This window comes from Chloroflexus sp., from assembly GCF_049970315.1.
Taxonomy (GTDB): domain Bacteria; phylum Chloroflexota; class Chloroflexia; order Chloroflexales; family Chloroflexaceae; genus Chloroflexus.
Genome location: NZ_JBMFNE010000002.1, coordinates 282,483 through 305,966, shown reverse-complemented (window position 1 = coordinate 305,966; position 23,484 = coordinate 282,483). Strand labels below are relative to the sequence as shown.

The 23,484-nt window shown below is 53.7% G+C and carries 19 protein-coding genes; 14 read left to right on the top strand and 5 right to left on the bottom strand.

The window, feature by feature from the left end:
• Positions 1-808 precede the first annotated feature (808 nt).
• The gene (locus ACP5OT_RS02560) at positions 809-3,100 is read right to left on the bottom strand and encodes a histidine kinase N-terminal 7TM domain-containing protein (RefSeq protein ID WP_424674738.1); all 2,292 of its coding nucleotides are present in this window, start codon (positions 3,098-3,100) and stop codon (positions 809-811) included.
• Positions 3,101-3,502: 402 nt separating this feature from the next.
• Between ACP5OT_RS02560 and ACP5OT_RS02555 the strand changes: the two genes are divergently transcribed.
• From ACP5OT_RS02555 to ACP5OT_RS02540, 4 genes are all read left to right on the top strand, one after another.
• Positions 3,503-3,991 carry a putative iron-sulfur cluster-binding metallochaperone gene (locus ACP5OT_RS02555; protein ID WP_424674739.1) on the top strand — a complete coding sequence of 163 codons (489 nt, stop codon included), beginning with the start codon at positions 3,503-3,505 and terminating at the stop codon, positions 3,989-3,991.
• Positions 3,992-4,072: 81 nt separating this feature from the next.
• Positions 4,073-4,996 carry a GGDEF domain-containing protein gene (locus ACP5OT_RS02550; protein ID WP_424674740.1) on the top strand — a complete coding sequence of 308 codons (924 nt, stop codon included), beginning with the start codon at positions 4,073-4,075 and terminating at the stop codon, positions 4,994-4,996.
• Between the two features lie 88 nt (positions 4,997-5,084).
• Positions 5,085-5,609, top strand: a complete 525-nt coding sequence (locus ACP5OT_RS02545; RefSeq protein WP_424674741.1) for a type 1 glutamine amidotransferase domain-containing protein — start codon at positions 5,085-5,087, stop codon at positions 5,607-5,609.
• Positions 5,606-7,015: a glycosyltransferase family 4 protein gene (locus ACP5OT_RS02540; protein ID WP_424674742.1), complete on the top strand. Its 1,410-nt coding sequence runs from the start codon at positions 5,606-5,608 to the stop codon at positions 7,013-7,015. The genes ACP5OT_RS02545 and ACP5OT_RS02540 overlap by 4 nt, the downstream gene beginning before the upstream one ends.
• A gap of 190 nt (positions 7,016-7,205) precedes the next feature.
• Here ACP5OT_RS02540 and ACP5OT_RS02535 read toward each other — a convergent pair whose 3' ends face one another.
• Both ACP5OT_RS02535 and ACP5OT_RS02530 read right to left on the bottom strand, forming a co-directional pair.
• The gene (locus tag ACP5OT_RS02535; RefSeq protein ID WP_424674783.1) at positions 7,206-8,252 is read right to left on the bottom strand and encodes a DNA/RNA non-specific endonuclease; all 1,047 of its coding nucleotides are present in this window, start codon (positions 8,250-8,252) and stop codon (positions 7,206-7,208) included.
• 155 nt (positions 8,253-8,407) lie between these two features.
• Positions 8,408-8,821 carry a nuclease A inhibitor family protein gene (locus tag ACP5OT_RS02530; protein ID WP_424674743.1) on the bottom strand — a complete coding sequence of 138 codons (414 nt, stop codon included), beginning with the start codon at positions 8,819-8,821 and terminating at the stop codon, positions 8,408-8,410.
• A gap of 211 nt (positions 8,822-9,032) precedes the next feature.
• Here ACP5OT_RS02530 and ACP5OT_RS02525 point away from each other — a divergent pair, with 211 nt between their 5' ends.
• The 4 genes from ACP5OT_RS02525 (at position 9,033) to ACP5OT_RS02510 (ending at position 13,265) form a co-directional block, all read left to right on the top strand.
• Positions 9,033-10,103, top strand: a complete 1,071-nt coding sequence (locus ACP5OT_RS02525) for an ATP-grasp domain-containing protein (RefSeq protein WP_428131229.1) — start codon at positions 9,033-9,035, stop codon at positions 10,101-10,103.
• A 102-nt stretch (positions 10,104-10,205) separates the two neighbouring features.
• Positions 10,206-11,594, top strand: coding sequence for a circularly permuted type 2 ATP-grasp protein (locus ACP5OT_RS02520; RefSeq protein ID WP_424674745.1), 1,389 nt, complete (start codon positions 10,206-10,208; stop codon positions 11,592-11,594).
• Between the two features lie 19 nt (positions 11,595-11,613).
• Complete coding sequence (locus ACP5OT_RS02515) at positions 11,614-12,396, top strand: helical backbone metal receptor (RefSeq protein ID WP_424674746.1); 783 nt, start codon at positions 11,614-11,616, stop codon at positions 12,394-12,396.
• Positions 12,393-13,265, top strand: a complete 873-nt coding sequence (locus tag ACP5OT_RS02510; RefSeq protein ID WP_424674747.1) for a DUF547 domain-containing protein — start codon at positions 12,393-12,395, stop codon at positions 13,263-13,265. The genes ACP5OT_RS02515 and ACP5OT_RS02510 overlap by 4 nt, the downstream gene beginning before the upstream one ends.
• A 176-nt stretch (positions 13,266-13,441) precedes the next feature.
• Here the strand turns inward: ACP5OT_RS02510 and ACP5OT_RS02505 are convergent, their stop codons facing one another.
• Entirely contained in the window at positions 13,442-14,884 is a 1,443-nt protein-coding gene (locus tag ACP5OT_RS02505) for a 1,4-alpha-glucan branching protein domain-containing protein (RefSeq protein ID WP_428131226.1), read from the bottom strand.
• A 155-nt stretch (positions 14,885-15,039) separates the two neighbouring features.
• Positions 15,040-16,629 carry a protein kinase domain-containing protein gene (locus ACP5OT_RS02500; RefSeq protein ID WP_428131224.1) on the bottom strand — a complete coding sequence of 530 codons (1,590 nt, stop codon included), beginning with the start codon at positions 16,627-16,629 and terminating at the stop codon, positions 15,040-15,042.
• A gap of 148 nt (positions 16,630-16,777) precedes the next feature.
• On the opposite strand from ACP5OT_RS02500, the gene ACP5OT_RS02495 reads away from it, so the two are divergent.
• The 6 genes from ACP5OT_RS02495 (at position 16,778) to ACP5OT_RS02470 (ending at position 23,424) form a co-directional block, all read left to right on the top strand.
• A complete protein-coding gene (locus ACP5OT_RS02495; protein ID WP_424674750.1) occupies positions 16,778-17,434 on the top strand; it encodes a winged helix-turn-helix domain-containing protein in 657 nt (218 codons plus the stop codon).
• 86 nt (positions 17,435-17,520) lie between these two features.
• A complete protein-coding gene (aroA, locus tag ACP5OT_RS02490) occupies positions 17,521-18,828 on the top strand; it encodes a 3-phosphoshikimate 1-carboxyvinyltransferase (RefSeq protein ID WP_428131222.1) in 1,308 nt (435 codons plus the stop codon).
• The gene (locus ACP5OT_RS02485; protein ID WP_424674752.1) at positions 18,825-19,418 is read left to right on the top strand and encodes a hypothetical protein; all 594 of its coding nucleotides are present in this window, start codon (positions 18,825-18,827) and stop codon (positions 19,416-19,418) included. The genes aroA and ACP5OT_RS02485 overlap by 4 nt, the downstream gene beginning before the upstream one ends.
• A gap of 53 nt (positions 19,419-19,471) precedes the next feature.
• Positions 19,472-20,458, top strand: coding sequence for a UDP-glucose 4-epimerase GalE (gene galE / locus ACP5OT_RS02480; RefSeq protein WP_424674753.1), 987 nt, complete (start codon positions 19,472-19,474; stop codon positions 20,456-20,458).
• Positions 20,439-22,403, top strand: a complete 1,965-nt coding sequence (locus ACP5OT_RS02475) for a protein kinase domain-containing protein (RefSeq protein ID WP_424674754.1) — start codon at positions 20,439-20,441, stop codon at positions 22,401-22,403. Before galE ends, ACP5OT_RS02475 begins: the two co-directional genes overlap by 20 nt.
• Positions 22,404-22,476: 73 nt before the next feature.
• Positions 22,477-23,424 carry an AAA family ATPase gene (locus tag ACP5OT_RS02470; protein WP_428131219.1) on the top strand — a complete coding sequence of 316 codons (948 nt, stop codon included), beginning with the start codon at positions 22,477-22,479 and terminating at the stop codon, positions 23,422-23,424.
• Positions 23,425-23,484 lie beyond the last annotated feature (60 nt).

Genomic DNA, 23,484 nt, shown 5'->3' with positions numbered 1-23,484 from the left:
AAGGTTTTTTGGTATCTTGTCACCGGGTAGTGCGGTATACAGCTAGACAAGACGCGCACTAAGGACGCAGAGGGCGCCAAGGTTTTTTGGTACCTTGTCACCGGGTAGTGCGGTATACAGCTAGACAAGACGCGCACTAAGGACGCAGAGGGCGCCAAGGTTTTTGGGTACCTTGTCACCGGGTAGTGCGGTATACAGCTAGACAAGACGCGCACTAAGGACGCAGAGGGCGCTAAGGTTTTTTGGTAGTTATGAAGCGCGCTCATGCCCAGATGATAACATCCTTTGCGACCTTTGCGCTCTTCGCACCTTTGCGTTCCCGGACTTTGCGCTCTTCGCACCCTTTGTGCCTATACATCAGTGTGCTATACTAAGGTTGGCGCCGACGCATGACGCGCCGCCGCTGGGGTTCTTCCCAGAGGAACTTCCCGACTCCTCGCCCGCTACAAGGCGGAAGGCTGCCTCGCGAAACAGTAAGCGAGGGCACCGGTTGAGTAATCGACCGGTGACGCAAGACGGCAACAGAGAATAGTCCCGCCGGGTAACCGGTAAGGGGTGAAACGGTCGGGTAAGAGCCGACCAGCGCCGGCAGTAATGTCGGCGGCTAGGCGACTGCGCCAGCCGATGGGGAGCAAGGTGCGTGGGGCGGGCTTATCGGTGGGAGAATGTGACAGCAATGCATTCGCGGTACCACCCCGCTCGCTCGCATCGCCGCCGCGACGGCAACCCGGGTAACACCCGGCGCGCTAGGAGCGGCCGCTGCTTGGCAGCGAGAGAGATGGCGGCAGAAACAGAATCGGGGGTACGGTTATGCGTCGGCTCGTTTCCCTACCATCTGCTCAACGTTTATCACTGGCAAATCACAATAGAAGACGGAACCTTCACCCGGTGTACTTGTTACGCCGATCGTTCCACCCATATGGGTGATCAGACGGCGGCAAATGGCCAAGCCGAGACCAACGCCATGCACCCGTTCTCCATTCGGTGAGCGAGCACGCTGAAACTCGGTAAAGATTCGTTCTTGATCCTCCGGTGCAATTCCAACCCCAGAATCCTTGACATTAATACGTAGCCATGCCCCGCGCGGTTCGACACTGATCTCGATCCAGCCTTGCGGACGATTGAACTTGATCGCGTTGCTCAGCAGATTGATCAGGACTTGCTCCAACCGACCAATATTGGCTGCGATCTGGGGTACATCAGGCGGAATAGTGACGTTTACGGTCAGATCGCGTTCGCGCACTTGCGGTAACATCTGCCCGACCACATTCTGGATAATTCCTCTCACGTCAACCGGTTCGATCTCAATCTCCAGTTGACCGGCCTCCATCCGTGAAAACTCAAGAATATCGTTGATTTGTCGCATCAGGTTCAGGCTAGCTTGCCGCATATACCCTAAGGTCTCTTGTACCTCAGGACTAAGTTCGCCTAAGATACCGCGGCGTAACACATCGGTGTACCCGATGATCGAGGTCAGTGGCGTTCGTAGATCATGGCTTACTGTAGCGAGAAATGTGGTCTTGAGCCGGTCGGCGTGCTGTACCCGTTCGTACAGGCGAATACGAATAATCGCATCGGTAATCAGTTCGCCGATAGCGGTGACAAGTTCGCTCAGCGCTGGCGTCATCGTCTTCGGCTTATGGCTGGCAAGACCAAGGATACCGGTAGCTTGATGCTCGTGGCGGAGTGGTGCAATTAAGAGTGATTGCAAACCCTCCTGCTGTAACCCGGCAGCCAGAGGATCATCGGTAGCAAGTTCGCTAAGTTGGATGAGTTCGGGTCGACCATGTCGAATACGTTTGATCAATTGTGCGGCAGGCAAACCGGTAATCACCTCGCCTTGCAAGCGACCGGAACCGCTCACGGTGTAATCCACCGCTACCGTAATGTACTGCTTTGTTTCATCGATCAAGCCAATCGATACACGCTCCCAGTGGCCTTCCTGCACGATAATGCGTGCAATCGTGTTAAGCAGTGAATTGGTCTCTTGGGCAGTATTTGCACTGCGGGCAATCGCATTGATCAGGCGTAGAGCAGCAATGTGGCGGGATCGCTCCTGTTCCACCCGCATCCGTTCGCTCACATCACGGATCAACAATAATGAACCGGTTGTAATCCCGGTAGCCGATTGCAGTGGGCGGAGACGAACTTCAATAGCCTGTGTTCCATCATCGAGGATGTATGGTCGATTCGCACTCGAAGGGTTGGTCTGCAGAATGCGTTGCAGATCGTGACCAAACGGTGAATTACGTATCAGGTGGGCAAGTGATCGACCAATCCAGCGTTCTTTCTCGATACCAAGCAGACGTGGTGCGTGTTGATTGATCTCAACGATTAGCCCGCGACTATCCAGAATAATCAGACCATCCGGTAAGCTGGCAATCACCTCTTGTTCAGCCAGCGGTGCCAAATCGAAGAGGTGGTAGCGCACAGTGGTATAAATCCCAAGTGCTGCCGAAATCAAAAGTAAAAGAGGGGTAGGGTCATCATTCCAGGGAACGCGAACGCCGCTAAGAAACGCAATATTGCCCACCGCAGGAATGAGCGCAGCTACCAGCATTAGCCGTGAGTGAAAACGGTGGACCGGCGGTGCTTGCCATGACGAGCGGATCAGTATGATAATCCCAACCGCCAGACAGACATAAGCGTACACGCTATGCACCCAAAAGGCTGGGCCACGGGTGACCGACAACCATAGAAAGGGTCGTGATGTGTCGGCGACAACCGTTGACCACCAAAGGTTGTGGAGATTATTGGTCAAGGCAAAAATTAGCGCGACTAACTCGGGGACAAAGATACCTCGTCGCAACCAGCGTGGCACGCGCCACCACTCACCGGAATAGGCGAGTGCGATTAAGAGCCAACACGGTCCGATCAGCACGATCCCTAAATTCTGCAACAACGACCAGAAGAGTGTCCCTTCAAAGGTCGTGTCTATGATGCTGAGAGCATGACAGAGATTCCACCATGCAATAGCGATCAGTAACAAGGTAAATGGTCTTCCACCGCGATAGTAACGGCGTTGCCACATGAACATTACCAATCCGGCTGCGATAATGGCCGGGATCAGGTAAATCATCATGAAGGGAATTGCCGCCATACTCGCGTCTCACCCTATGTGCGCATTGGTGGTCTTGCAAACAAGATTGGTTTACTTCGAATGGTCTTGTTGCAGCATCCAGAATATAGGTTCGGACTATATCGATTATTGTACCTTAAAACGATAAACGACAAGAGGTACGGTATCTTTCACATTATGCTGATGCGATACCCGGCTTTTCTTTGGCTCACACCTCTGATCCCCTGTAGGTTTTGTCGTAATTCTTGACCATGCCATCTGCTGACACACCGCGTGACAACGGAGTTACCCGACACGAAGTACTCACTACCGAACTGCTATCAACAGAATATATGCTGCCTTCTCGATAGTCACTTGACATTCCAGTTACTGGAAGGTGTATCTTCAGTGTATGTAACAAATCGGTAGTGAGAGGGATGGTATATGTGTACCCCTTACGGTTGTGCGGTAGATGCGAGTGCGGTAACAGGTGACGCGAAGCTGCCTCAGTCTTCGGCTCATCTGTGTCCGTCTTGTCAGGCAACCGGTAAAAAGGTGCCAATCCAAACGGTACGTGCGTTAGCTGCGATCAGTTTGCGGCGGGTAACGGCACAAGAGTACCGGTTTTGTCAAACGGCAGATTGTCCGGTTGTGTACTTCAGCAATGATGGTTCACAGACACTAACGGTAGATCACGTTCGTGAGCGCGTGTTTCAGAAAGAAGCTCACCAACCAGATGTGTTTGTGTGCTACTGTTTCCAGTATCAGGTAGGTGATCTGAGCGGAGCGAGCCAGGTCGATTACGAAGCGATTGTTGCTGATATTAAAGCCGGTATTGCTGCCGACCAGTGTGCATGCGATCTCCGGAATCCGCAGGGGGTATGTTGTTTGGGGAATGTCATGCGCATCATCCGCGCTCAAGAGAATAGTTAGAAGTTCTAAATATCCTTGTCGAGAGCAGTGAAGTATGCTATCGTTGTCGCAGCAATCGGTCAGCACTCTCACAAAATGATTATGACCACGGCTGAGACAACTATCTCGATCATTACAACCGATCACGATTTGATCGATCATCTACAGACCTTACTAGGTGCAGAATGGCAACTGGTGTCGGCTACGGAGGTTCATCTCTCCCATCCACATTTGATCGATCTGCGCGTCGCGATCCCGGCTAATCTTGCGGCCCAAGCTGAACAAGCACCGCTGATCGGATTAGTTGCCGACATTGCTGCGATCGGTGAAGTCTTGCGAGCCGGCGCTCACGAAGTCATCACGATGGCCGATCTGCAACCGATCTGTTTGCATCGCGCCATCAGCACTGCGCAGATCCGTTGGCAGATCGAGCAGATGCGCCGTCAGCAACTCGCCGAGGCACGGGCGCAAGTCCAGGCGTTGACGGTGCGGTTGCAGAACGAACAGATCCGTGATCCCCTTACCGGGTTGTATACCCGCCGTTATCTTAACGAGACGTTAGAGCGCGAATTGCGTCGTGCTGACCGAGAACAAATTGTGTTGAGTGCTGTCCTGATCGATATTGACCAACTCGAGCACGTTAACTGGCAGTTCGGTCGTGCCCTTGGTGATGCAGTCATCCAACATCTGGCCACTCTGATTGGGCGTCAGGTACGTGGTGGTGATCTTTTCTGTCGCTATGGAAGTGATGAGTTGCTGCTTTTGTTGCCACGTGTGAGCCGTGAAACGATCTTGCACCGTGCCGAGCAATGGCGGGCGTCGGTTGCAGAAACGATCATCCGCCCTGGAACCCTCGATTTACAAGTGACTATTTCGATTGGTATTGCTACTTTTCCCCATGATGCGCGTAACGCGGTTGAGTTGCTCAATCAGGCGCACGAAGCACTCTACGCGGCTAAGGCGGCCGGCGGCAACTGTGTGCGCTTATGGCCCGGTACTCAGAAGCAAACCCCGTTTGGTGTATAGCCGGATGATGTACAGCAATCTCTTGTCGGGAACAACGTGAACTATTCCCGCGACGTAGGGCTGCGATAGGCAGAAGGAGTGTGATGATATGCGACTGGCAGGAAAACGGATCGCTATTCTACTGGCCGAAGGGGTGGAGGACCTAGAGTTCTACGTGCCGATGATGCGGTTGCAGGAAGAGGGAGCCGATGTGGTTGCGGCCGGGCTAGACTTACGTCCGGTGCGGGGAAAGAATGGGCTTGAGATTGCTCCAACCGCTACCATTGCCGATCTGCGTGCCGATGATCTCTTTGGTCTTGTATTACCCGGTGGCTGGGCACCGGATAAGCTGCGTCGGTATCGCGAGGTGACCGATTTGGTACGCGCTATGGATGCCGACGGTAAGGTGATCGGGATCATTTGTCACGGTGGTTCAATTGCGATCTCGGCGGGTATTGTCCGTGGCCGTCCGGCTACCGGCTCAACCGGGATTAAAGACGATCTGATCAATGCCGGCGCCCACTGGCGCGATGAAGCAGCGTTCCGTGATGGCAATCTCGTGTGGGGGCGGGTTGTCGCAGATATTCCCGCTTTTTGTCGTGAGCTGGTTGCAGCATTGGTTGAGCGCGTATGATGCCGCGGATCGCGTATTGCTCGCCCGTTAACCCGGCTGCGTCGGGTATTTCCGATTATAGCGAGGATCTATTGCCCTATCTTGCCCAATACGCCGACATCACTCTGTTTGTCGACGATGGGCTGCATCCGACGAATCCGCTCCTTCATCAGTACTTAACCATTCAACCCCTGCGCAAACTCGAACATTTTGTTCGGCGTGGGGCATTTGATGCAATTGTCTACCATATGGGTAATAGCCCGGTTCACGCCAGAATTTGGCAGTCAGCCCAACGTATTCCCGGGGTGGTGGTGTTGCATGATTTTGTGTTACACCACTTTATGCTCTGGTATGCCGCGAACGTTCAGCGTGATGTGCAGCGTTATGTGACGATGATGCGCACACGCTACGGAGATGAGGGGTGGCATGTTGCTCAGCTCATGATCCGCTCACGTTTTAGTGCGGCCGCTTTTAGCTTTCCGTGCAACGAAGATGTGCTCGCTGCTGCCCAAGCCGTGATCGGTCATAGTCGGCATATCCTCGATCGCGTGGCCGCGATCCGTCCCGATCTGCCCCGTGGTCTTGTGCCGATGGGTATTCCCTTACCACCACTGATTGACCGCAACGAGGCCCGTCAACGACTTGGTATTCCGCTCGACCGTCCACTATTGGCGAGTTTTGGTCATATCAATGCGTGGAAGCGGATCGAGCCAATGCTGCGCGCGCTTGCTCTCCTGCATCGCGAAGGTATTGACGCCCATTGTGTGCTCGTAGGTTCGGTGTCACCAAACTATGACCTCGATAGCCTCATCCGGCGTCTTGGCCTGCAAACGGCGGTAACGGTGACCGGGTATGTTCCAAGAACACAATTTGAGTACTACGTGGCGGCAGCCGACATTTGTTTCAATTTGCGCTACCCAACTGCCGGTGAAACGAGTGCCAGTCTATTGCGACTACTAGGTGCCGGCAAACCAACGCTGGTCAGCGCAGTCGATGCGTTTTGCGAATTACCTCCTGACGTTGCCGCGCAGGTTGATGTGGATGGGAGTGAGATCGACTTAATCGTCGCCTATTGCCGACGGTTATTGTCCGATCGCCCCTTGGCTGCGGCGTTGGGGGCACGGGCGCGGGAATATGTTGCCACCGAACATACCCTCCCCAGTGCCGCACAGGCGATGATCCGCTTTTTGGCCGACGTATACGGTTGGCCGCCACCTCGCTTGATTCACCCCCAACCCCTCTGGGATCCAACACCGGTCTGTGAACCGGAACCGGTAGAAACGCCGGTGCCAACGACAACCGCACCTACCCAGCCATCGCTTCTGGTACAATCGGCAGCCCGCGCTGCTGCCGAGATCGGTCTGACCGAACACGACATAGATGCGCTGCGTTCGGTAGCGGTGCGGATTAACGAATTAACTGCATGACGACAGAGATTGCTTTTGTCCTTTACTGTGCTGGCAACGATGATCGTCCGGTGTACGCTAGGTACTAGTTCGAGGCCGGTTCGCCGATTATGCCCGTGTCGGTATTCCATTACAGGTAGTCGTACTGGTGATCTGCCTGTTGGTCATCCCATTCTTGTTTCCGTGGTGACTCAGTACCGGTATGTTGAGATCACATTGCCGTTCCTGTCGATGAGAACAGCAGTATCGCGATCACCATCGCCGTCTTGATTATTCCAAACGGCTTGATTGCGTCCCCAGTACACATGTTCATTGGTATTGGTATTGATACTACTACTACCCGTCCATACCTGCACGCGGCCACCAACGTAAGACAAAAAATGGGAAGACAATCGCGTAATATCCAATCGGTCAGATCAACCGGTATCGTTCCCTCGTTCACAATACGGACGTATTCACCCATTACATCATCACTCGGTGGATTGCATTCGATGTAGGTGATGCGTACCGTCGGTGGAATCGACGTCGGCGTCGGTTCATTCGTGCCATTGTCCTGACCGATCACGAGCGGAAGAAAGATATTCTGGGGATTCGTGCTGGTTGAGCAAGGTGGTCCGGCCAATGCCGCTTGGATTTCCGGTGCCACGTTGCTGAGTAGATCAAGTCCGGTACGTTGTTCAATACAGGCGATTGAAGAGCGGTACTCAGTCCAATCGTTGCTGAGACCATTGATGTTCGGCATAATCACCGCGACGACTTCAGTCTCGGCATTGATGCGAGCGAGATCATTATCACCCTCTGGTAAGACGACCACGACTTTCCATAAATCGGCAGGAACAACAATCTTCCCGTTCCCAATCGTACCATTACTCCCAATTGTTCCCCCGATCACATAGGCTTCGTTACCGGCACGTACCCGGTTGCGCGTATGTTCTTCGAGTAATCGCCATGGCCCTTGGTTATTATCCGGAGCTTGCGGTACGATATTGGCGAGGTAGAAGGTCTCACGCTGTACCAGATCGCTCGAGAGACGATCGCCGGAAGGGGTGAGGTGACCACAGTCGTAGCCGGTGTTGGTGTAATCACTGTGCATCGCGTATGACCAACCAAGCGCACTGATGGTAGGATCGACGATAAAATTGCCGCTATACCGATCGGTTTGCGCCGGACTGAAATCGGTCAAGGTCAGATGCCAGCTTACCCAGCGTGCAATTCCGCTGTCGCGCTGATAGGCCAGTGCATATACCTCGCGTTCGATTAAGTAGTTGTTGGGCTAAGCTGGATCGGCTACAGCATTGCTCGGATTGCCAAGGGTGAGATGCCGACTCGTTGATGTGTTGACCGCAATCAGCGCGAAATAGGCGCTGAAGAAGGCAATCTGGAGGAGAAGTAAAAGTTATAGATAGCGTCTACTTATGTCTCGATTACCTTCGTTTGTACACCGGCAATCGTGCCATCATCCAGATAACCGATAATGAGTACGGTTACTGTCCCTTCCCCAAAACGATAGACCACCGGATCGCGCAAAGACGCGGCTAAGGTATCACGTAATCCGGCAAAGCCAACGAGTGTCGGTAAATCATCGGTCGTATGCCACGGTTGGCGGGTTGTTAGCGGTGCGAAAAAGTGCTCAAACGATTGGACGCTCACCGGAGTGTTGCGCGGAATATCAAGGGCCTGCGCCACTGTCTGTGGTGACAACGTGATCATACCGAGTATGACCGGGATAAACGGATGATCGCGTTCACTCGGCATACGCAAGTCGCCGGTGGCGGCGTTGAATGCGGCCAGAGCAGCCGTTGCAGCAGGCGAGAACGGTTCCGGCATAGCCATCTCCTCAGTTGATCCACACCAACGGACTACTGAGCTACTATAGTACCATGTCGCGCGTAAAACGAGACCTTATGCTACAATCAGCTTTGCCGGCATACAGAATACAGAATAAGGATACCGGCAACCATCTGAAATTGTGCAAAGGCGGAGTAGCAACAGATGCGGCTCCACCTGTATAGCGTGATAAACGATGAGGAGGGTTATCGTGAGTGAGAAAAAGATCGGCATTCTCGTCGGTCGCGAGTGGTCGTGGCCGCCTGCGTTTATCGAAGAGGTCAATCGGCGCAACGTTGGCGTGCGGGCTGAGTTTATCAAACTAGGCGGGACGCGGATGGCAGAGTTGTGCGACTACGACGTGATTGTCGATCGCATTAGCCATGAAATCCCGTATTACCGGACATTTTTGAAGACGGCGGCGCTCAGTGGAACACGGATTGTCAATAATCCATTCTGGTGGAGCGCTGATGATAAATTCTTCGGCGCATCGTTGGCGACGGCTCTTGGTATTCCCCATCCGCGCACCGTCGCCTTACCCTCGCATTCCTACATTGAAGGTGTGGTTGAAGAGTCCCTGCGTAATCTGATCTACCCAATTCCGTGGAAGGATCACGTGGATTATGTTGGTGGTTTTCCGGTAATTCTCAAACCGGCGTGGGGCGGTGGCTTTAAGAAGGTCTACAAAGTCCATTCGTATGAGGAGTTGTGGCGCGCCTACAATGAGACCGGCATCGAGTGCATGATGCTGCAAGAGTATATCGCATGGGAGAAATATGTACGCTGCATTGTTATTGGTCGTCGCCACATCATGACGATCAAGTTTGACGCCAATGCACCGTGGCCACACCGCTACTTCCGCGATGACAACTATCTCACACCTGACGAAGGCCGACAAGTGGTTGATGCTGCGTTGAAGCTGAATCAGGCGCTCGGCTACGACATGAACACTGTCGAGTTCGCGATTCGCGATGGTGTAGCCTACGCTATCGATTTTACTAATCCGGCCCCTGACTTTGATGTGAATTCTCTCACGCCGTTCTACTTCGATTGGGTTGTACGGACAATGGCCGATTTCACGATTGAATTGGCCTTACAGGGTCGTGCCAAGCCAGAGGAGTTTGCGTGGCATCGTTTGTTGAACGGACCGATGGCGCCCGCAACTGCTCCGGTTGTAGCGGCGACGGTGAACAGCGACCCACCGCCCCCTGATCCGGTAGAGGCACCGGCAGCTCCGAAGCGCCGCCGTACCACGAAGAAAAAGACCACAGAAGAGGCCTAAACTGCCCAAAACAGTTCATGAAACGCCAAGGCGCAGGTGTACCCGCAAGCCTTGGCGTCAATCATTAGTAAAGCTTAACATAATCGAACTGAAAGGATGCCTATGACTCTTGTTCAAGCAATCGCCGATTACCATGCCCTACTCGATCCGAAACTGGCGGCTGTCTCGTGGCAATGTTTGACCGAGGAGATGCGGGCAAGACGTTTGTATTTTGGTGAGCGTCCACTGGCTACCGTCCTCCGTCCGCGTCTCATGACGATGACGCAGTATGAGTTGTTACAGCGCGGTACACAGCAGGTTGCCGAAGCCGCCCGCTCGATCGTCGCAGCGGCGTTGGCCGATGATGAAGTCGGGCGGGCTGTGCGTGAGGTGTTGATGCTGACCCCGCTTGAAGAACGGTTGATCGCGATGCCCCCCGGCTACCTCGAGCCGAGCGCACATTCACGAATGGATACGTTCTTGACTGTCGATGGTTCGTCGTTGCAGTTTGTTGAATATAACGCCGAAAGTCCGGCGGCGATTGCTTACGAAGATCTGTTGGCACAGGCCTTTCTGTCGATGCCGGTTATGCAAGAGTTTTCCAAGCGCTATTCGATTATGCCGTTACCGGCACGTCAATATATGTTGCGTACTCTGCTCGATTGTTGGCGCACTGCCGGTAGCCCCGGCCACGAGCCGCGAGTGGCGATTGTAGATTGGTATGGAGTGCCGACGGCTACCGAGTTTGAGATGTTCCGACAGTATTTTAGTGAGCACGGCTTGACCACCGTTATCTGTTCACCGCACGATCTCGTCTTCCGCGACGGACAATTAATTGCCAGGACTGCTGACGGTGGACAGTTGCCGGTAACGATTGTCTTCAAGCGCGTACTGACTAGCGAATTCTTGAGCCATTACGGTGATGATGCGCTTTCGCATCCGCTGGTACAGGCTTATGTTGCCGGTGCGTGTGTCATCGTGAACTCGTTCCGGGCCAAGCTACTCCACAAAAAGTCTCTCTTTGCACTTCTCTCTGATGAACGGTTCCACGAACCACTCAGCGCCGAACAACGGTCAGCAGTAGTGGCCCACGTCCCATGGACACGAGTGGTACGGCCCGGTCAGACAACGTATCAGGGAGAAACGATTGACTTACTGGCGTTTGCCCGCGCTAACCGCGAGCGATTGTTGCTCAAACCGAACGATGAATACGGCGGTAAGGGGATTACTATTGGCTGGGAAGTCAGTGCCGATGCGTGGGATGCCGCTCTCCAAGCTGCGCTCGAGACGCCGTTCGTCGTGCAAGAACGAGTGACGATTGCCTATGAGCCGTATCCGGCGTTTGTCGATGGGCAAGTCGTGATCGCCGATCGATTGGTTGATAGTGATCCCTATTTGTTTGGCACCACCGTGCATGGCTGCTTGTGTCGTCTCTCTACGGTCACGTTACTCAACGTGACGGCGGGTGGTGGAAGTACCGTGCCGGTGTTTGTGATTAAAGATCGACCATAACGTCTGTATCGGAGTAAGTATGCGGTTCAGTGATGCTCTCGGTCGTCAGCTTGAACTACCTGCACCACCCCGCCGGATCATCTCGCTGGTACCAAGCATGACCGAATGGTTGTTCAGCGTTGGCGCCGGCGAGCGCGTGGTGGCCGTGACTGACTATTGTGTCGAACCGGTGGCAGCGATTGCCCATTTGCCACGGGTGCGTGGCACCAAGAATCCGGATCGGGCAGCGATTATTTCGCTCCAGCCCGACCTGGTTATCGCCGAGCAAGAAGAAAATCGCGAACGTGATGTGCGGGCACTGTCTGAGGCCGGGATCAATGTCTATGTCACTGCTATTCGCAGTGTTGCCGATGCTGTCAAGCAATTGGCTGCTTTGGCTGCTGTACTCGACGTTACGCCGGTAGCAGCGCCGATGCTTGCAGCGATAGAGGCAGCGATTGCTGCGCCTCCTCCGCCAACGCGACGGGTGCTGGCCTTGATTTGGCGCGATCCGTGGATGGCGGTCGGGCAAGCTACTTACGCCGGTGATGTGCTGCGTCTCAGTGGTGGGATCAATGTCGCCATCGAGTTGCCCGGTCGCTATCCACGAGCCACGTTAGCCGAGTTCCTCGCATTCGATCCAGAAGTTATTCTCCTACCGAGCGAACCATATCCGTTTAGCGAACGCGATCTGCCGGCGTTTGCCGAGGTAACCGGACGTTGCCGTCTCGCTTTTTGTGATGGAATGGCGCTGACATGGCCCGGCCCGCGCACGGTGACGGCTCTGACAACATTCCGTCATCTCCTTGAGGATGCGCTATGAACCAATTAATCAGACTGCGTGAAGCGATGTTGGGGTTGGTGATCGGCAAGCGGGCTAATGATGTGCTCAATCGTGGCCCTGCTTCGGCTACGGTAGTTGATGGTGGAGCACTGGCCGGTGCGATCAAACGGGCCGTCAACCAATTTAAGGCGCTGGCAATGGATGAAACCGGGACACAGGTGAACTACGACCGGCTACGTGATCATCCGGCGTACCAGGCGTTTCGCCATGAACTTACCCCGCAATTACAGACGTTCGATCCGACCACGTTACCCGATCGGGCAACACGGTTGGCCTTCTGGATCAATCTCTACAACACGTTGGTGATCGATGCTGTGATTGCTTTTGCGGTTAAGCAGAGCGTTGCCGACGAATTAGCCGGTCTCAGCTTTTTTCAAGCGGCTGCCTATGTGATCGGTGGTCAGCGCTGTTCGCTTAACGATATTGAGCACGGCATCCTGCGCGCCAATCGTGGCCATCCGTTTATTCCTGGCCCCCAATTCGCCGCCGACGATCCACGTTTGGCATGGGTGATCGATCCGCCCGATCCGCGTATTCATTTTGCACTAAACTGTGCGAGCCGTTCGTGCCCGCCAATTGCCGTCTATAGCGTCGATCAGATCGATCATCAACTCGACATGGCGTTGCGTCATTTTGTCGCGACTGATGTGACCGTTGATCCTGAGCGTGGTGAGATTCATGTATCTCGCATTTTTGACTGGTACCGCGAAGATTTTGGTGGTCTTCAAGGGATTGTACAGCTCTTACGGCACGCATTGCCCGACGATGAGCGACGGGCATGGCTGTCGCAAACACAACGTGGACGTTTTGTGTTTCGTCCGTACAATTGGGCTTTGAACCGTAGCTAGAAACAGGTAGCAGTGGTGACCGGCTCAATCGTTCGCAGGTGAACTTAATCGTCTGGTCGGTCAACATTAGCCCGACGCTCAAGCAACATCTCCACGCACTGTGGTGAGATGTATCCGACTTCACAAACCTCTCACCGAACATCAACAAACGATAGCTCCCGTGCCGTCGGGACGGATCACCCTCGTCCAAACAAACGATAATTAAGCACCGGAAAGATCGCATCGTAGGTCTCGATTTGTTCGAGGGTGAAGAGATCGGTCGCGCTGAGCGACTCTTGGCGTGCAAGAATCAACAACTGCTCAAAACGATCAAGGTGGCGTTGCCAGCCCAACTCGTGTGGTGCATCGATCCAATCACTTTGTTCGGCAAGGAAAAGCTCGCGGGCAGCCTGCGTCAGTACACGCTCGCGAAGACCTTCCGCAGACGGGTAGGTAGCGACCAAATCGGCAAAGCGCTGCTCGGCATCGGCAAGCGCTTGCCAATACCGCTGTGAAACGGTATTCTGCCGGCGTCCATGCTTATCGGCGATCGCGAGATCGGGGCGTAACGTCACCAAGTCACTTACCCGCAAATCGGTCAACGTCGTTCCCGGATGCGTTAGGCGTAAGCGGGTATCGGTGGCACAACGGGTCAAGACGGCTTGGAACCAAGTTGGTGCCTCAAACCATCTGCTTCCCCACAAGCGTCCATCAATCGGGACGACAACAACCGCTTCCGCAGGCAGTTGTTGGAGGCGGTGTAGTAGTTGTTCGACAAAATGGTTAGCATGTTCTTGCGCACGACGGAGCGCATCATACGGATCGTAGGGCTGTGGCATATGCGTACCGTTCGCGGTATAGCCGGTAGGATCGTCGGGATTGCGGTAGAGCGGGTCACCGGGATAGCCCAGCTCAACGGAATTCACATGACGGGCCAGCGTATCGTCAATCCCAATTGCCGCCAACCGGCGCGGCACAACCCAACCGGGCAGTGATCCCGATATGACACTCGTCGGCTCAACCAACACGTACCGCAGATCGAGTTCGAGGGCAATGTGCTCAATCCCCGGTCGCCAGGCACAGTTGGGTAACCACAAGCCTTCCGGTCGTCTTAGGTGGCGCGAAATGTACAATAAACCGTGTTCGAGTTGTGCGCGCACCATACTCTCATGACTCAAAAAAGGCAGAATCGCATGGCTGGCCGGCAAACAGAGCGGGACGACGATTTCGGCAAGGGTGAGTTCTTGCAGCCGCCCTGCCAGATTCCGGCGGTATCGAGTCGTGAACGTGCGTAAGAGTTGACGATCCCAATCGAGGTAAAACCGGGCTAAGTAGGCACCATGACTGTTGCCTTCCGCTTCAAAACGGTTCAACTCGGCTTGATGATGCGTAATACGATCCTCTAACCATTGCCCGAAATGCTTATTCACAATCGGATCAAGCCACTGTTCTAATGCAATTGGCGAACAGGCAAGGGTGATCGTGATCGGGAGGTGGTGACGTTGCAATTCGCCGAGCAGATCAAGTAACGGTATCAACAACTGCGCAATGACGGTATGTAAGCGCTCCTCACCAATCGGATGCCGTCCGGGATGGCGCACATACGGTGTATGAACTTCGATCACAAATGCTATTGGCATCTTAGCCTCGCCGGTTCCTGAATGACCTACAGATAGTGCAGTTATGTCAGAACTACGGATGTATTGGTGTTACCGGTAAAGGTGTAGGGAGCAGCGTTGGTTCATCAGTTGGTGATGGCGTCACCGTTGCGGGTGATGCAACTGTTACCGTACCGTTAGGGTGTTGGTGTCGCCGTCTCGGTCGGTGTCACGGTTGGTGTCGCCGTCTCGGTCGGTGTCACGGTTGGTGTCGCCGTCTCGGTCGGTGTTACGGTTGGTGTCGCCGTCTCGGTCGGTGTTACGGTTGGTGTCGCCGTCTCGGTCGGTGTTACGGTTGGTGTCACTGTCTTGGTCGGTGTTGGTATGGTTGTTGGTGTCGATAGGGGCACTGGCGACGGTGTATCGGTTGGTGCCGTTGTTGCAGTCGGGGGTATAGTAGGCACGGCGGTAAACGTAGCCGTCGCCGTTGGCAACGGAACGAAAAGTGTTGGTGATATCAGAACTGTGACGGTCAGATTCAGTGTGGGCTGGTTACCGTCGTTAAATACCTGGGCAACGAACACAAGCACGGCAGCAACGATCACCAACAGTAGGCCTCCGATGATCAGAAACGGCAATTGATCGGCTCGATCAACGGTTGCAACGGTATTCGGAATCGATCTATATGTGCGAGCCGGCGTATCACTCTGAGGCAGATCAAGTGGTTGGGCTGGAGGCATTGTCGTGACCGGTGGTAATTTTGGGGGTGGATATTGTGCTACGCCGTCCGGTGTTGCGGGTCGGTGACGTACTACCCTCTCAGGTGACGGTGTATGCATCGGTGGTGACAGCGTCCCATCACGACTTGCTACCTGCATCGGCGACGCCGGTACGGTTGGTTGAGCCTGCGGTGGTACAACTAGGGCCGCCAATTCAAGGGTAGTAGCCGGTTTGATCCCGTTACGTTGAGCAATGTCGCGCAGCGCCGTCACAAAAGCGTTACCGGTCGGAAATCGCCGTTCTGGTCGTTTCGCCAATGCACGGGTGAGCACCAGATCGAGATCGGTTGGTAGTTCAGGTACAACTGAGGAGATTGGTGGTGGTGGGAGCTGGGCATGGGCGACGATCAACTGCGGTGTAGTACCGCTGAATGGCACACGCCCGGCAATAATCTCGTAGGCGACAACAGCAAGTGAATACAGATCACTACGACCATCAACGCGGCGGGCTTCGGCTTGTTCAGGAGAGATATATTCCGGTGTACCCATAAACACACCGGTACGGGTTAGCCGCTGCTCATCCGCCTCTGGGGTTTGGGCAATACCAAAATCGGTTAATACCACTCGCCCATTGCGGTCAATCAAAATATTATGCGGCTTCACATCACGGTGAATGGCACCGGCTTGATGGGCGTAGTCGAGCGCGTTGGCTATCGGTTCGAGGATCGCGATGGCATACCCAAAACCCAGTGCGCCATAACGTTCGAGGATGGTATGTAGGGGTAAGCCATCGATATACTCCATTGCGATGTAGTGTAAACCCTGCTCCTCACCAATGTCGTATACGGTAACAATATGCGGGTGACGCAGATTTGCGGCAGTCCTTGCCTCACGCTCAAAGCGCTTGATGAACTCTGCGTCCATACTCAGTTGTGCGGCCAGTACTTTGAGAGCAACGATCCGTTGCAGTTGGGTATCACGAGCACGATACACTCGTGCCATACCACCACGGCCAAGCTCCTCGATCAATTCATACCGACCAATTCGCCGCCCGCTGATGCTACTCACCGGTATCTCCGAGTGCCTATTATCGCCATGAGGTGGCGAATTCAACCTGCGATAGTGGAATATGCCATGGTATAATCAGCAAAGCTATAGCGATTATACCATATTGCATCTACGTATTAAAAGTATGAAAGCTGGAGGCTGGTGAACGATGCAATCCGCTTCCGCTCCACAACTGATTGTCAAACGCGGTAACGGCGATTACCGCGAAATTGTCTGGGATCGACCGACTATTACTGTTGGTCGCGATGCAGCCAACGATATTATTATCGATCATCCGCTCGCTTCGCGACGGCATGCACGGTTTGAACAAACAGAAGAAGGGTTTTTTGTTCGTGATCTCGATAGTACAAATGGTACGTTTCTTAATCAAGAACGGGTGATCGGTACCCGTAGCCTCCACCATTCCGACCAAATTCTGATCGCTGATACTGTAATCATCTTCAACGATCCGGCGGCAACCATGAAAGGCACGCTCGATCCTGCCCTCCTCCGTGCTGTGCGTGCCGAAATCCGGGTTGATGAACCGACCAAGTCGGTCTATGTCCGCGGCGAGCTATTGACCCCACCACTGACGGTGAAAGAGTTTCAATTGCTGTCGTTACTCTACCGCCGACAGGGTGAAGTGGTTAGCAAGGAAGAGATTGCCAATCACGTTTGGGATTACGCGATCTTTGATTACAATGCAATTGATGCACTTGTTTACCGATTGCGTCAGCGTATTGAACCCGATCCATCGCGTCCACGGTATTTGATTACGCAGCGTGGATTTGGGTATAAGCTCGTGGTGGCGCCTGAGGTTGAGTAGTCGTCTTGTTTGGTTGTGCGCAATATGTGGCACAGAGGCGTTCATTAGGTTAAAGTTGTTGTTTTGATGAGAGTGGAAGTGTCGTGATGACTGAGATAACGTTAACCGCGCCCAAGCGTTTGCGCGGAGTTATTCATGTACCGGGAGATAAATCGATCTCACATCGATCGGTATTGTTGAATGCGATTGCTACCGGCAGTGCTCACATTACAAACTTTTTACCCGGTGCTGATTGTCTGTCCTCGGTAGCCTGTGTGCGAAGCCTAGGGGTAACGGTCGAGCAGCCTACTGAGCGTGAATTGATTATTCACGGTGTTGGTCTAGACGGATTACGCGAAGCCACCGATGTGCTCGAGTGTGGTAACTCTGGTACAACGCTGCGTCTGCTGGCCGGTCTCCTGTCCGGTCAGCCGTTTTTTAGTGTCTTGAACGGTGATGCATCATTGCGTTCGCGCCCGCAGCGCCGGATTGTAGGGCCACTGCGAGCAATGGGTGCGCAGATCGATGGGCGCGCCGATGGCGACCGGGCACCGCTGGCGATTCGCGGTAGTACGCTACGTGGTGGTCAGTACGAATTGACAATTGCGTCTGCTCAGGTGAAATCTGCTCTCTTGTTGGCTGCACTGCATGCCGATGGCCCATTAACGCTCAGTGGACGGATCGATTCGCGTGATCATACCGAGCGGATGCTTGCGGCAATGGGAGTAGAGCTAACCGTAACGCCTGATCGGATTACCCTGCATCCGCCGACCGCAGCAACTACCCCGGTAGCCCTTTCACTACGAGTCCCCGGTGATCCCTCCTCGGCAGCGTTCTGGTGGGTAGCTGCTGCGATCCATCCCGATGCCGAACTCGTCACTCCTGGTGTTTGTCTCAATCCGACCCGTACCGGCGCCCTCGATGTCCTGTGTGCGATGGGTGCTGAGATTGAAATCATGAACGAGCGGTTGGAAGGGAGTGAGTTGATCGGCGATGTCGTCGTTCGCTCTTCTGCGTTGCGAGGGACAACCATCGCCGGGGCTCTGATCCCTCGTCTGATTGATGAAATTCCGGTGCTGGCGGTCGCTGCTGCCTGTGCCGATGGTGAAACAGTTATTCGCGATGCGCAAGAATTGCGTGCCAAAGAGACCGATCGGATCACCACCGTCGCTGCCGGACTGAGTGCCTTGGGTGTTACAGTCGAACCAACGGCTGATGGTATGGTGATCACCGGTAAACCCGATCAACTCACCGGTGCTACCTTGCATAGCTATCACGATCATCGCTTGGCAATGGCATGGGCCGTTGCCGCCCTTGTCGCTCGTGGTGAAACAACTATTGTTGAGCCGGCAGCGGTGGCGATCAGTTATCCCGAATTCTGGCAGACGCTCACTGCGATCCAGGAGGACGTATGACCAACGGCTTTTCGTTTACCGTCGAGATTTTCATGCCGACGATGCTTTATACCGGTAGTTATACTCTCCCTCTGTATCGCCGCGTCAGCGATGCCCTGAATAATCGTTTGAGCCGTTTTATTCATCTCCATCAGGTGAGTATTGCCCCGCTCTGGCGACCACAACAGGCCCAACGGGTGCCACAAGCATTGGTTGCGTGGGGTGATGCGTTGTTGGTCGCAGTGGTAGCTGAGCCGGAGCCACCACCCGATCATCGTACTGCTGTTATTCCACGGGCAATGGAGCCCGTCATGTTTTTTACCGGTGAATTTGCCGTGCGTGCCGAGATATATCGCCGCCCAGATATTGGGTTGGACGAGATGCTCAATGAACTGACCGATGACTTCATTCCATTACGAAATGCAACGATTTTCCCGATCCACGGCGGAACACCGTTGCAGCGCTCATTTGCGTGTTTGGCCCAACGCACAATACAGGCACTCTATGCGATCCGCCAACCGAGTTCTTCTGAACCGGTAGAGGAAATTGCGGCTCCATCAGATCATACCGTAGCTTCGGAAGATACCTCTACTGCTCAGAGTGGGTCGTAGGTTGTGTGTGCTACACTTCGCTATGCTGTCTTGAGGGGAGGGAGACAATCCGCATGAAGATTTTAGTTACCGGCGGTGCCGGCTACATCGGAAGTATCACCAGCGCTGAGCTGATCCGAGCCGGTCATGAAGTGATTGTGATCGATAATCTGTATCAAGGTCATCGGGCGGCTGTGCCCCCGGAAGCCGTCTTCATCGAAGCTGATTTGGCCGACCGTAAAACGCTGAGCGAGATCTTTGCCGCCTACCCCGGTATCGACGGCATTATGCATTTCGCTTCGTACACGCTGGTTGGCGAGAGTATGGAGAAGCCATTTCTCTATCTACGGGATAATCTGACGAATGCGGCAAATCTGCTTGAGGCTGCCATTGCTGCCGGTGTCCGTCGGTTTATTCTTTCGTCTACGGCCAATCTGTTCGATCAGCCAGAACGTATTCCCATTGCCGAGCACGAACGGATCGTGCCCGGTTCGCCTTACGGTGAGTCGAAGTTTTTCATCGAGCGCACGTTACACTGGATGGCCCGTATTTATGGCATGCGCTACGCTTGTTTGCGTTACTTCAACGCTTGTGGCGATACTCCTGACCGAGGTGAGGATCACGACCCCGAAACCCACTTGATCCCGATTGTGTTGCAAGTCGCGCTTGGTCAGCGTCCGCACGTTACTATCTTTGGCGACGATTATCCGACCCGTGATGGCACGTGTGTTCGTGACTATATCCACGTGCTCGACTTGGCGAGTGCCCACATTTTGGCAATGGAAGCGCTCGACCGTCTAGGTGAGCGTCGCTATAACTTGGGGAATGGTCAAGGGTTTACGGTCCGTGAGGTGATTGAGACCGCACGTAAAGTGACTGGCCATCCGATTCCGGCAGTGGTTGGTCCGCGTCGGCCCGGCGATCCGGCGGTATTGGTTGCTTCATCAGATACAATACGGGCTGAACTAGGTTGGCAACCACAGTATCCTGACCTTGAGTCGATCATTGCCTCGGCTTGGGAATGGCATTGGACGCATCCATATGGCTATGACGATAAATAAACCGACATTTACCAATCTGCCGCGCACATTTGGGCAATATGACATCGACCACCTCATCGGGCGCGGCGAATCGAGTCAAGTGTTTCGCGCTCATCATCGCTATATCCCTGAGCATAAAGTTGCGCTGAAAGTGCTCTTGAGTCAAGAGACGGCGCGTATCCAACGCTTTACCCAAGAGGCGAGCATTGCTGCTCGCCTTCGTCATCCCCATATCTCACGCCTGATCGATTACGGTGTACAGAATCCGTTTCACTATACGGTGTTTGAATATATTAACGGTAACTCGTTACGCGATTTGGTGAAAAGTAAAGAACATCGTTTACCGCCCGATAAGGTGTTGCGCTATTTCCAGCAAATTGCCGATGCGCTTGATTATGCGCATAGTCTCAATATTGTGCATCGTGATGTAGCACCGGGTAATATTTTGATCGATAGTGATGCAGAAAATGCTTATGTGATCGATTTTGGCATTGCTCGTAATCCCGATCAATCGCTCACCTCAACCGGAATGGTGATGGGTACGACCGGTTTTATTGCTCCTGAATGCATGATTTCTGCAAATAATGCAACTCATCTGTCCGATATTTTTAGCCTGGGTGTTGCTTTATTTTTTATGCTCACCGGTGAATTGCCGTGGTATGAAATGCCAAAAATGGGTGATTCATCGCTCGCAGTGTTTCAACGGGTGCGAACGTTGGCCGAGGCTGGGGTTAAGTTGCCCGGAGAAGTTGACCGGATTATTCGGGTATTGCTGGCGCTTGATCCATCACATCGCTATGCACACGCCGGTATGGCGGCTGCTGAGTTGGAAGCGGTTCTCGGTCCCCATTTCTTGCAAACTCAGATCGTTACCGGAAAAACAGTCGTACAACCGATCCGTAAGACGAAGCAGATCGTTGTCATCGAGCCAAACAAAGTAGAACAAGCGTTGAGTGGTTTACTTGTTCATGAACCGCTTGAACGCGCACTTGAACGGGCACGTATGCTCGATGAGGTCCGCATTAGCCAGTTGCTCGATCAGTGGTCGCAAGAGCGTCCGTTACGCTTGCCATTGCTTGGTCGTTTGGTCCGGATTCATGAAATCAAACACTACAATGTGTTCTTTTTCCATCTTCGCTTGCTCATCGAGCAACGCCGTGACGCCGGAGTGACCGAAGAACCCGATACCAACCAAAAACCAATACCACTTCAGCCTGAGTACGATCGCTGGCAGATTGAGTTACCGTCGCCAAAAGAGTTTGCGCACGAACAGGGAAAACCTGTGGTCGTACCCGGTTCGGAACGGGTGATCAATTGTCCGAATTGTAGCGGGCTTGGCATTATCGTTTGCCCAACGTGTAAAGGTGCCCAACGGATAACCATCGAAGAACCTGCTCCCGCGCAATCGGCAACCAATGATCGGTCCGCGACAGCGAACACACCGGTAGTACACCAACGGGTGACTGCTTGTCCTCAATGTAGTGGACTTGGCAAGATACCTTGCGAACGGTGTAAAAGTACCGGACGGTTGCTGCAACGTAAGCTGATGGAATGGTCGCGTTGGCCAAAGTTCGATCGGGCGCAGAACGACTTACCTGATGTTGATGAAAATTGGCTACACCGCACTTGCCGTGAGGAATTGGTCTATCGCAAACGCGAAAACCGTATTCCCAAGGAGTGGTTGCAGATAACCGAAGTTAAAGAGATGATCGAACGCCGACTACGCGAGCTTGATCAGGATAGCCGAATTGTAATGGCCGAATTACAGATCAATTTTATTCCGCTCACCGAGATCGAGTTCGATCTCGGCAATCCAGAACAACCGTACCGTTTGGCGATCTACGGTTTCGAGAACCTAATCCCGCCTGATTGGCGCTTTTTGCACTGGGAGCGGATTCTCTTTTCTGCCGGTGTCGGTCTCCTCTCGTTCTTTTTGGTGATGAGTTTGGTATTCCTGACAATGTAACGGTGGATTCCGCGAATCTGACGTAATTCATGGTACGATATTCAGTAGGTGATGGAATGGTGGAGTACGCCTCATGCAGACAGCACAGCTAGCCTCGGCGTTGCTCGCTGAAGCGCGTAAGGCGTTGGTTGGGCAGGATGAGATATTGGTATTATTATTGACGGCGCTGTTGAGCAACGGTCATGTGCTGTTAGAAGGCCTCCCTGGTACCGCCAAAACATTGATGGCGAAGACATTGGCCCAGATGATCCAGGCCGAGTTTCGTCGTATCCAATTCACACCTGATTTGATGCCGGCAGATGTGATCGGGACGCAAGTGTATGATCTGAGCAGTGGTCAATTCCGGTTACGACAGGGGTCGATCTTTACCCAAGTCTTGCTCGGCGATGAGATTAACCGTGCTCCGGCAAAAACTCAAAGCGCGTTGCTTGAGGCGATGGAAGAGCGGCAAGTGACGATTGAAGGGCAACGGTTACCATTACCAGAGCCGTTTTGCGTGATTGCGACCCAGAACTCTGTCGAATACGAAGGTACCTATCCATTGCCGGAGGCGCAACTCGACCGATTTTTGTTCAAGATCGTCATGGACTACGCACCGCGTGAGGTTGAGATAGAAGTGTTGCAACGTTACCATCTTGGTTTTGATGCGCATCAGTTAGCTGCCGCCGGTCTCCAACCCATTGTCACCACCGAGAGCTTGCGCGCCTGTCGAGCCGAGATCGCCCAGGTTCAGGTTGAACAAGGTATTCTCGACTACATTGTCGCGATTGTGCAGGCAACTCGCACGAGTCCTGAATTGCTCGTGGGTGCATCGTTGCGAGCCGGGATCGCGTTGTTATTGGCGGCGAAGGCACTGGCGGCGATCAACGACCGTGCATACGTTACACCTGATAAGGTCAAAACCTTAGCCCGTCCGGTCCTACGCCACCGCATTATTTTGCGGCCAGAAGCTGAAATTGAGGGCTTGAATGCCGATATGGCGATAGGGCGTATCCTCAATCGGATCGAAGTCCCTCGCTAATGCGAGGGTCATCGTTTACCTCGTGCAATTCCTATTGGTCGTGTACCCTAGAGAGAAGCT

What these genes read in the sequence shown, in the direction of transcription:
- aroA (WP_428131222.1), top strand. Translation starts at nt 17,521, where the DNA reads ATGACTGAGATAACGTTAACCGCGCCCAAGCGTTTGCGCGGAGTTATT.
- ACP5OT_RS02550 (WP_424674740.1), top strand. Translation starts at nt 4,073, where the DNA reads ATGACCACGGCTGAGACAACTATCTCGATCATTACAACCGATCACGAT.
- ACP5OT_RS02540 (WP_424674742.1), top strand. Translation starts at nt 5,606, where the DNA reads ATGATGCCGCGGATCGCGTATTGCTCGCCCGTTAACCCGGCTGCGTCG.
- ACP5OT_RS02475 (WP_424674754.1), top strand. Translation starts at nt 20,439, where the DNA reads ATGGCTATGACGATAAATAAACCGACATTTACCAATCTGCCGCGCACA.
- ACP5OT_RS02555 (WP_424674739.1), top strand. Translation starts at nt 3,503, where the DNA reads ATGTGTACCCCTTACGGTTGTGCGGTAGATGCGAGTGCGGTAACAGGT.
- ACP5OT_RS02505 (WP_428131226.1), bottom strand. Translation starts at nt 14,884, where the DNA reads ATGCCAATAGCATTTGTGATCGAAGTTCATACACCGTATGTGCGCCAT.
- ACP5OT_RS02515 (WP_424674746.1), top strand. Translation starts at nt 11,614, where the DNA reads ATGCGGTTCAGTGATGCTCTCGGTCGTCAGCTTGAACTACCTGCACCA.
- ACP5OT_RS02510 (WP_424674747.1), top strand. Translation starts at nt 12,393, where the DNA reads ATGAACCAATTAATCAGACTGCGTGAAGCGATGTTGGGGTTGGTGATC.
- galE (WP_424674753.1), top strand. Translation starts at nt 19,472, where the DNA reads ATGAAGATTTTAGTTACCGGCGGTGCCGGCTACATCGGAAGTATCACC.
- ACP5OT_RS02560 (WP_424674738.1), bottom strand. Translation starts at nt 3,100, where the DNA reads ATGGCGGCAATTCCCTTCATGATGATTTACCTGATCCCGGCCATTATC.
- ACP5OT_RS02520 (WP_424674745.1), top strand. Translation starts at nt 10,206, where the DNA reads ATGACTCTTGTTCAAGCAATCGCCGATTACCATGCCCTACTCGATCCG.
- ACP5OT_RS02470 (WP_428131219.1), top strand. Translation starts at nt 22,477, where the DNA reads ATGCAGACAGCACAGCTAGCCTCGGCGTTGCTCGCTGAAGCGCGTAAG.
- ACP5OT_RS02485 (WP_424674752.1), top strand. Translation starts at nt 18,825, where the DNA reads ATGACCAACGGCTTTTCGTTTACCGTCGAGATTTTCATGCCGACGATG.
- ACP5OT_RS02530 (WP_424674743.1), bottom strand. Translation starts at nt 8,821, where the DNA reads ATGCCGGAACCGTTCTCGCCTGCTGCAACGGCTGCTCTGGCCGCATTC.
- ACP5OT_RS02545 (WP_424674741.1), top strand. Translation starts at nt 5,085, where the DNA reads ATGCGACTGGCAGGAAAACGGATCGCTATTCTACTGGCCGAAGGGGTG.
- ACP5OT_RS02495 (WP_424674750.1), top strand. Translation starts at nt 16,778, where the DNA reads ATGCAATCCGCTTCCGCTCCACAACTGATTGTCAAACGCGGTAACGGC.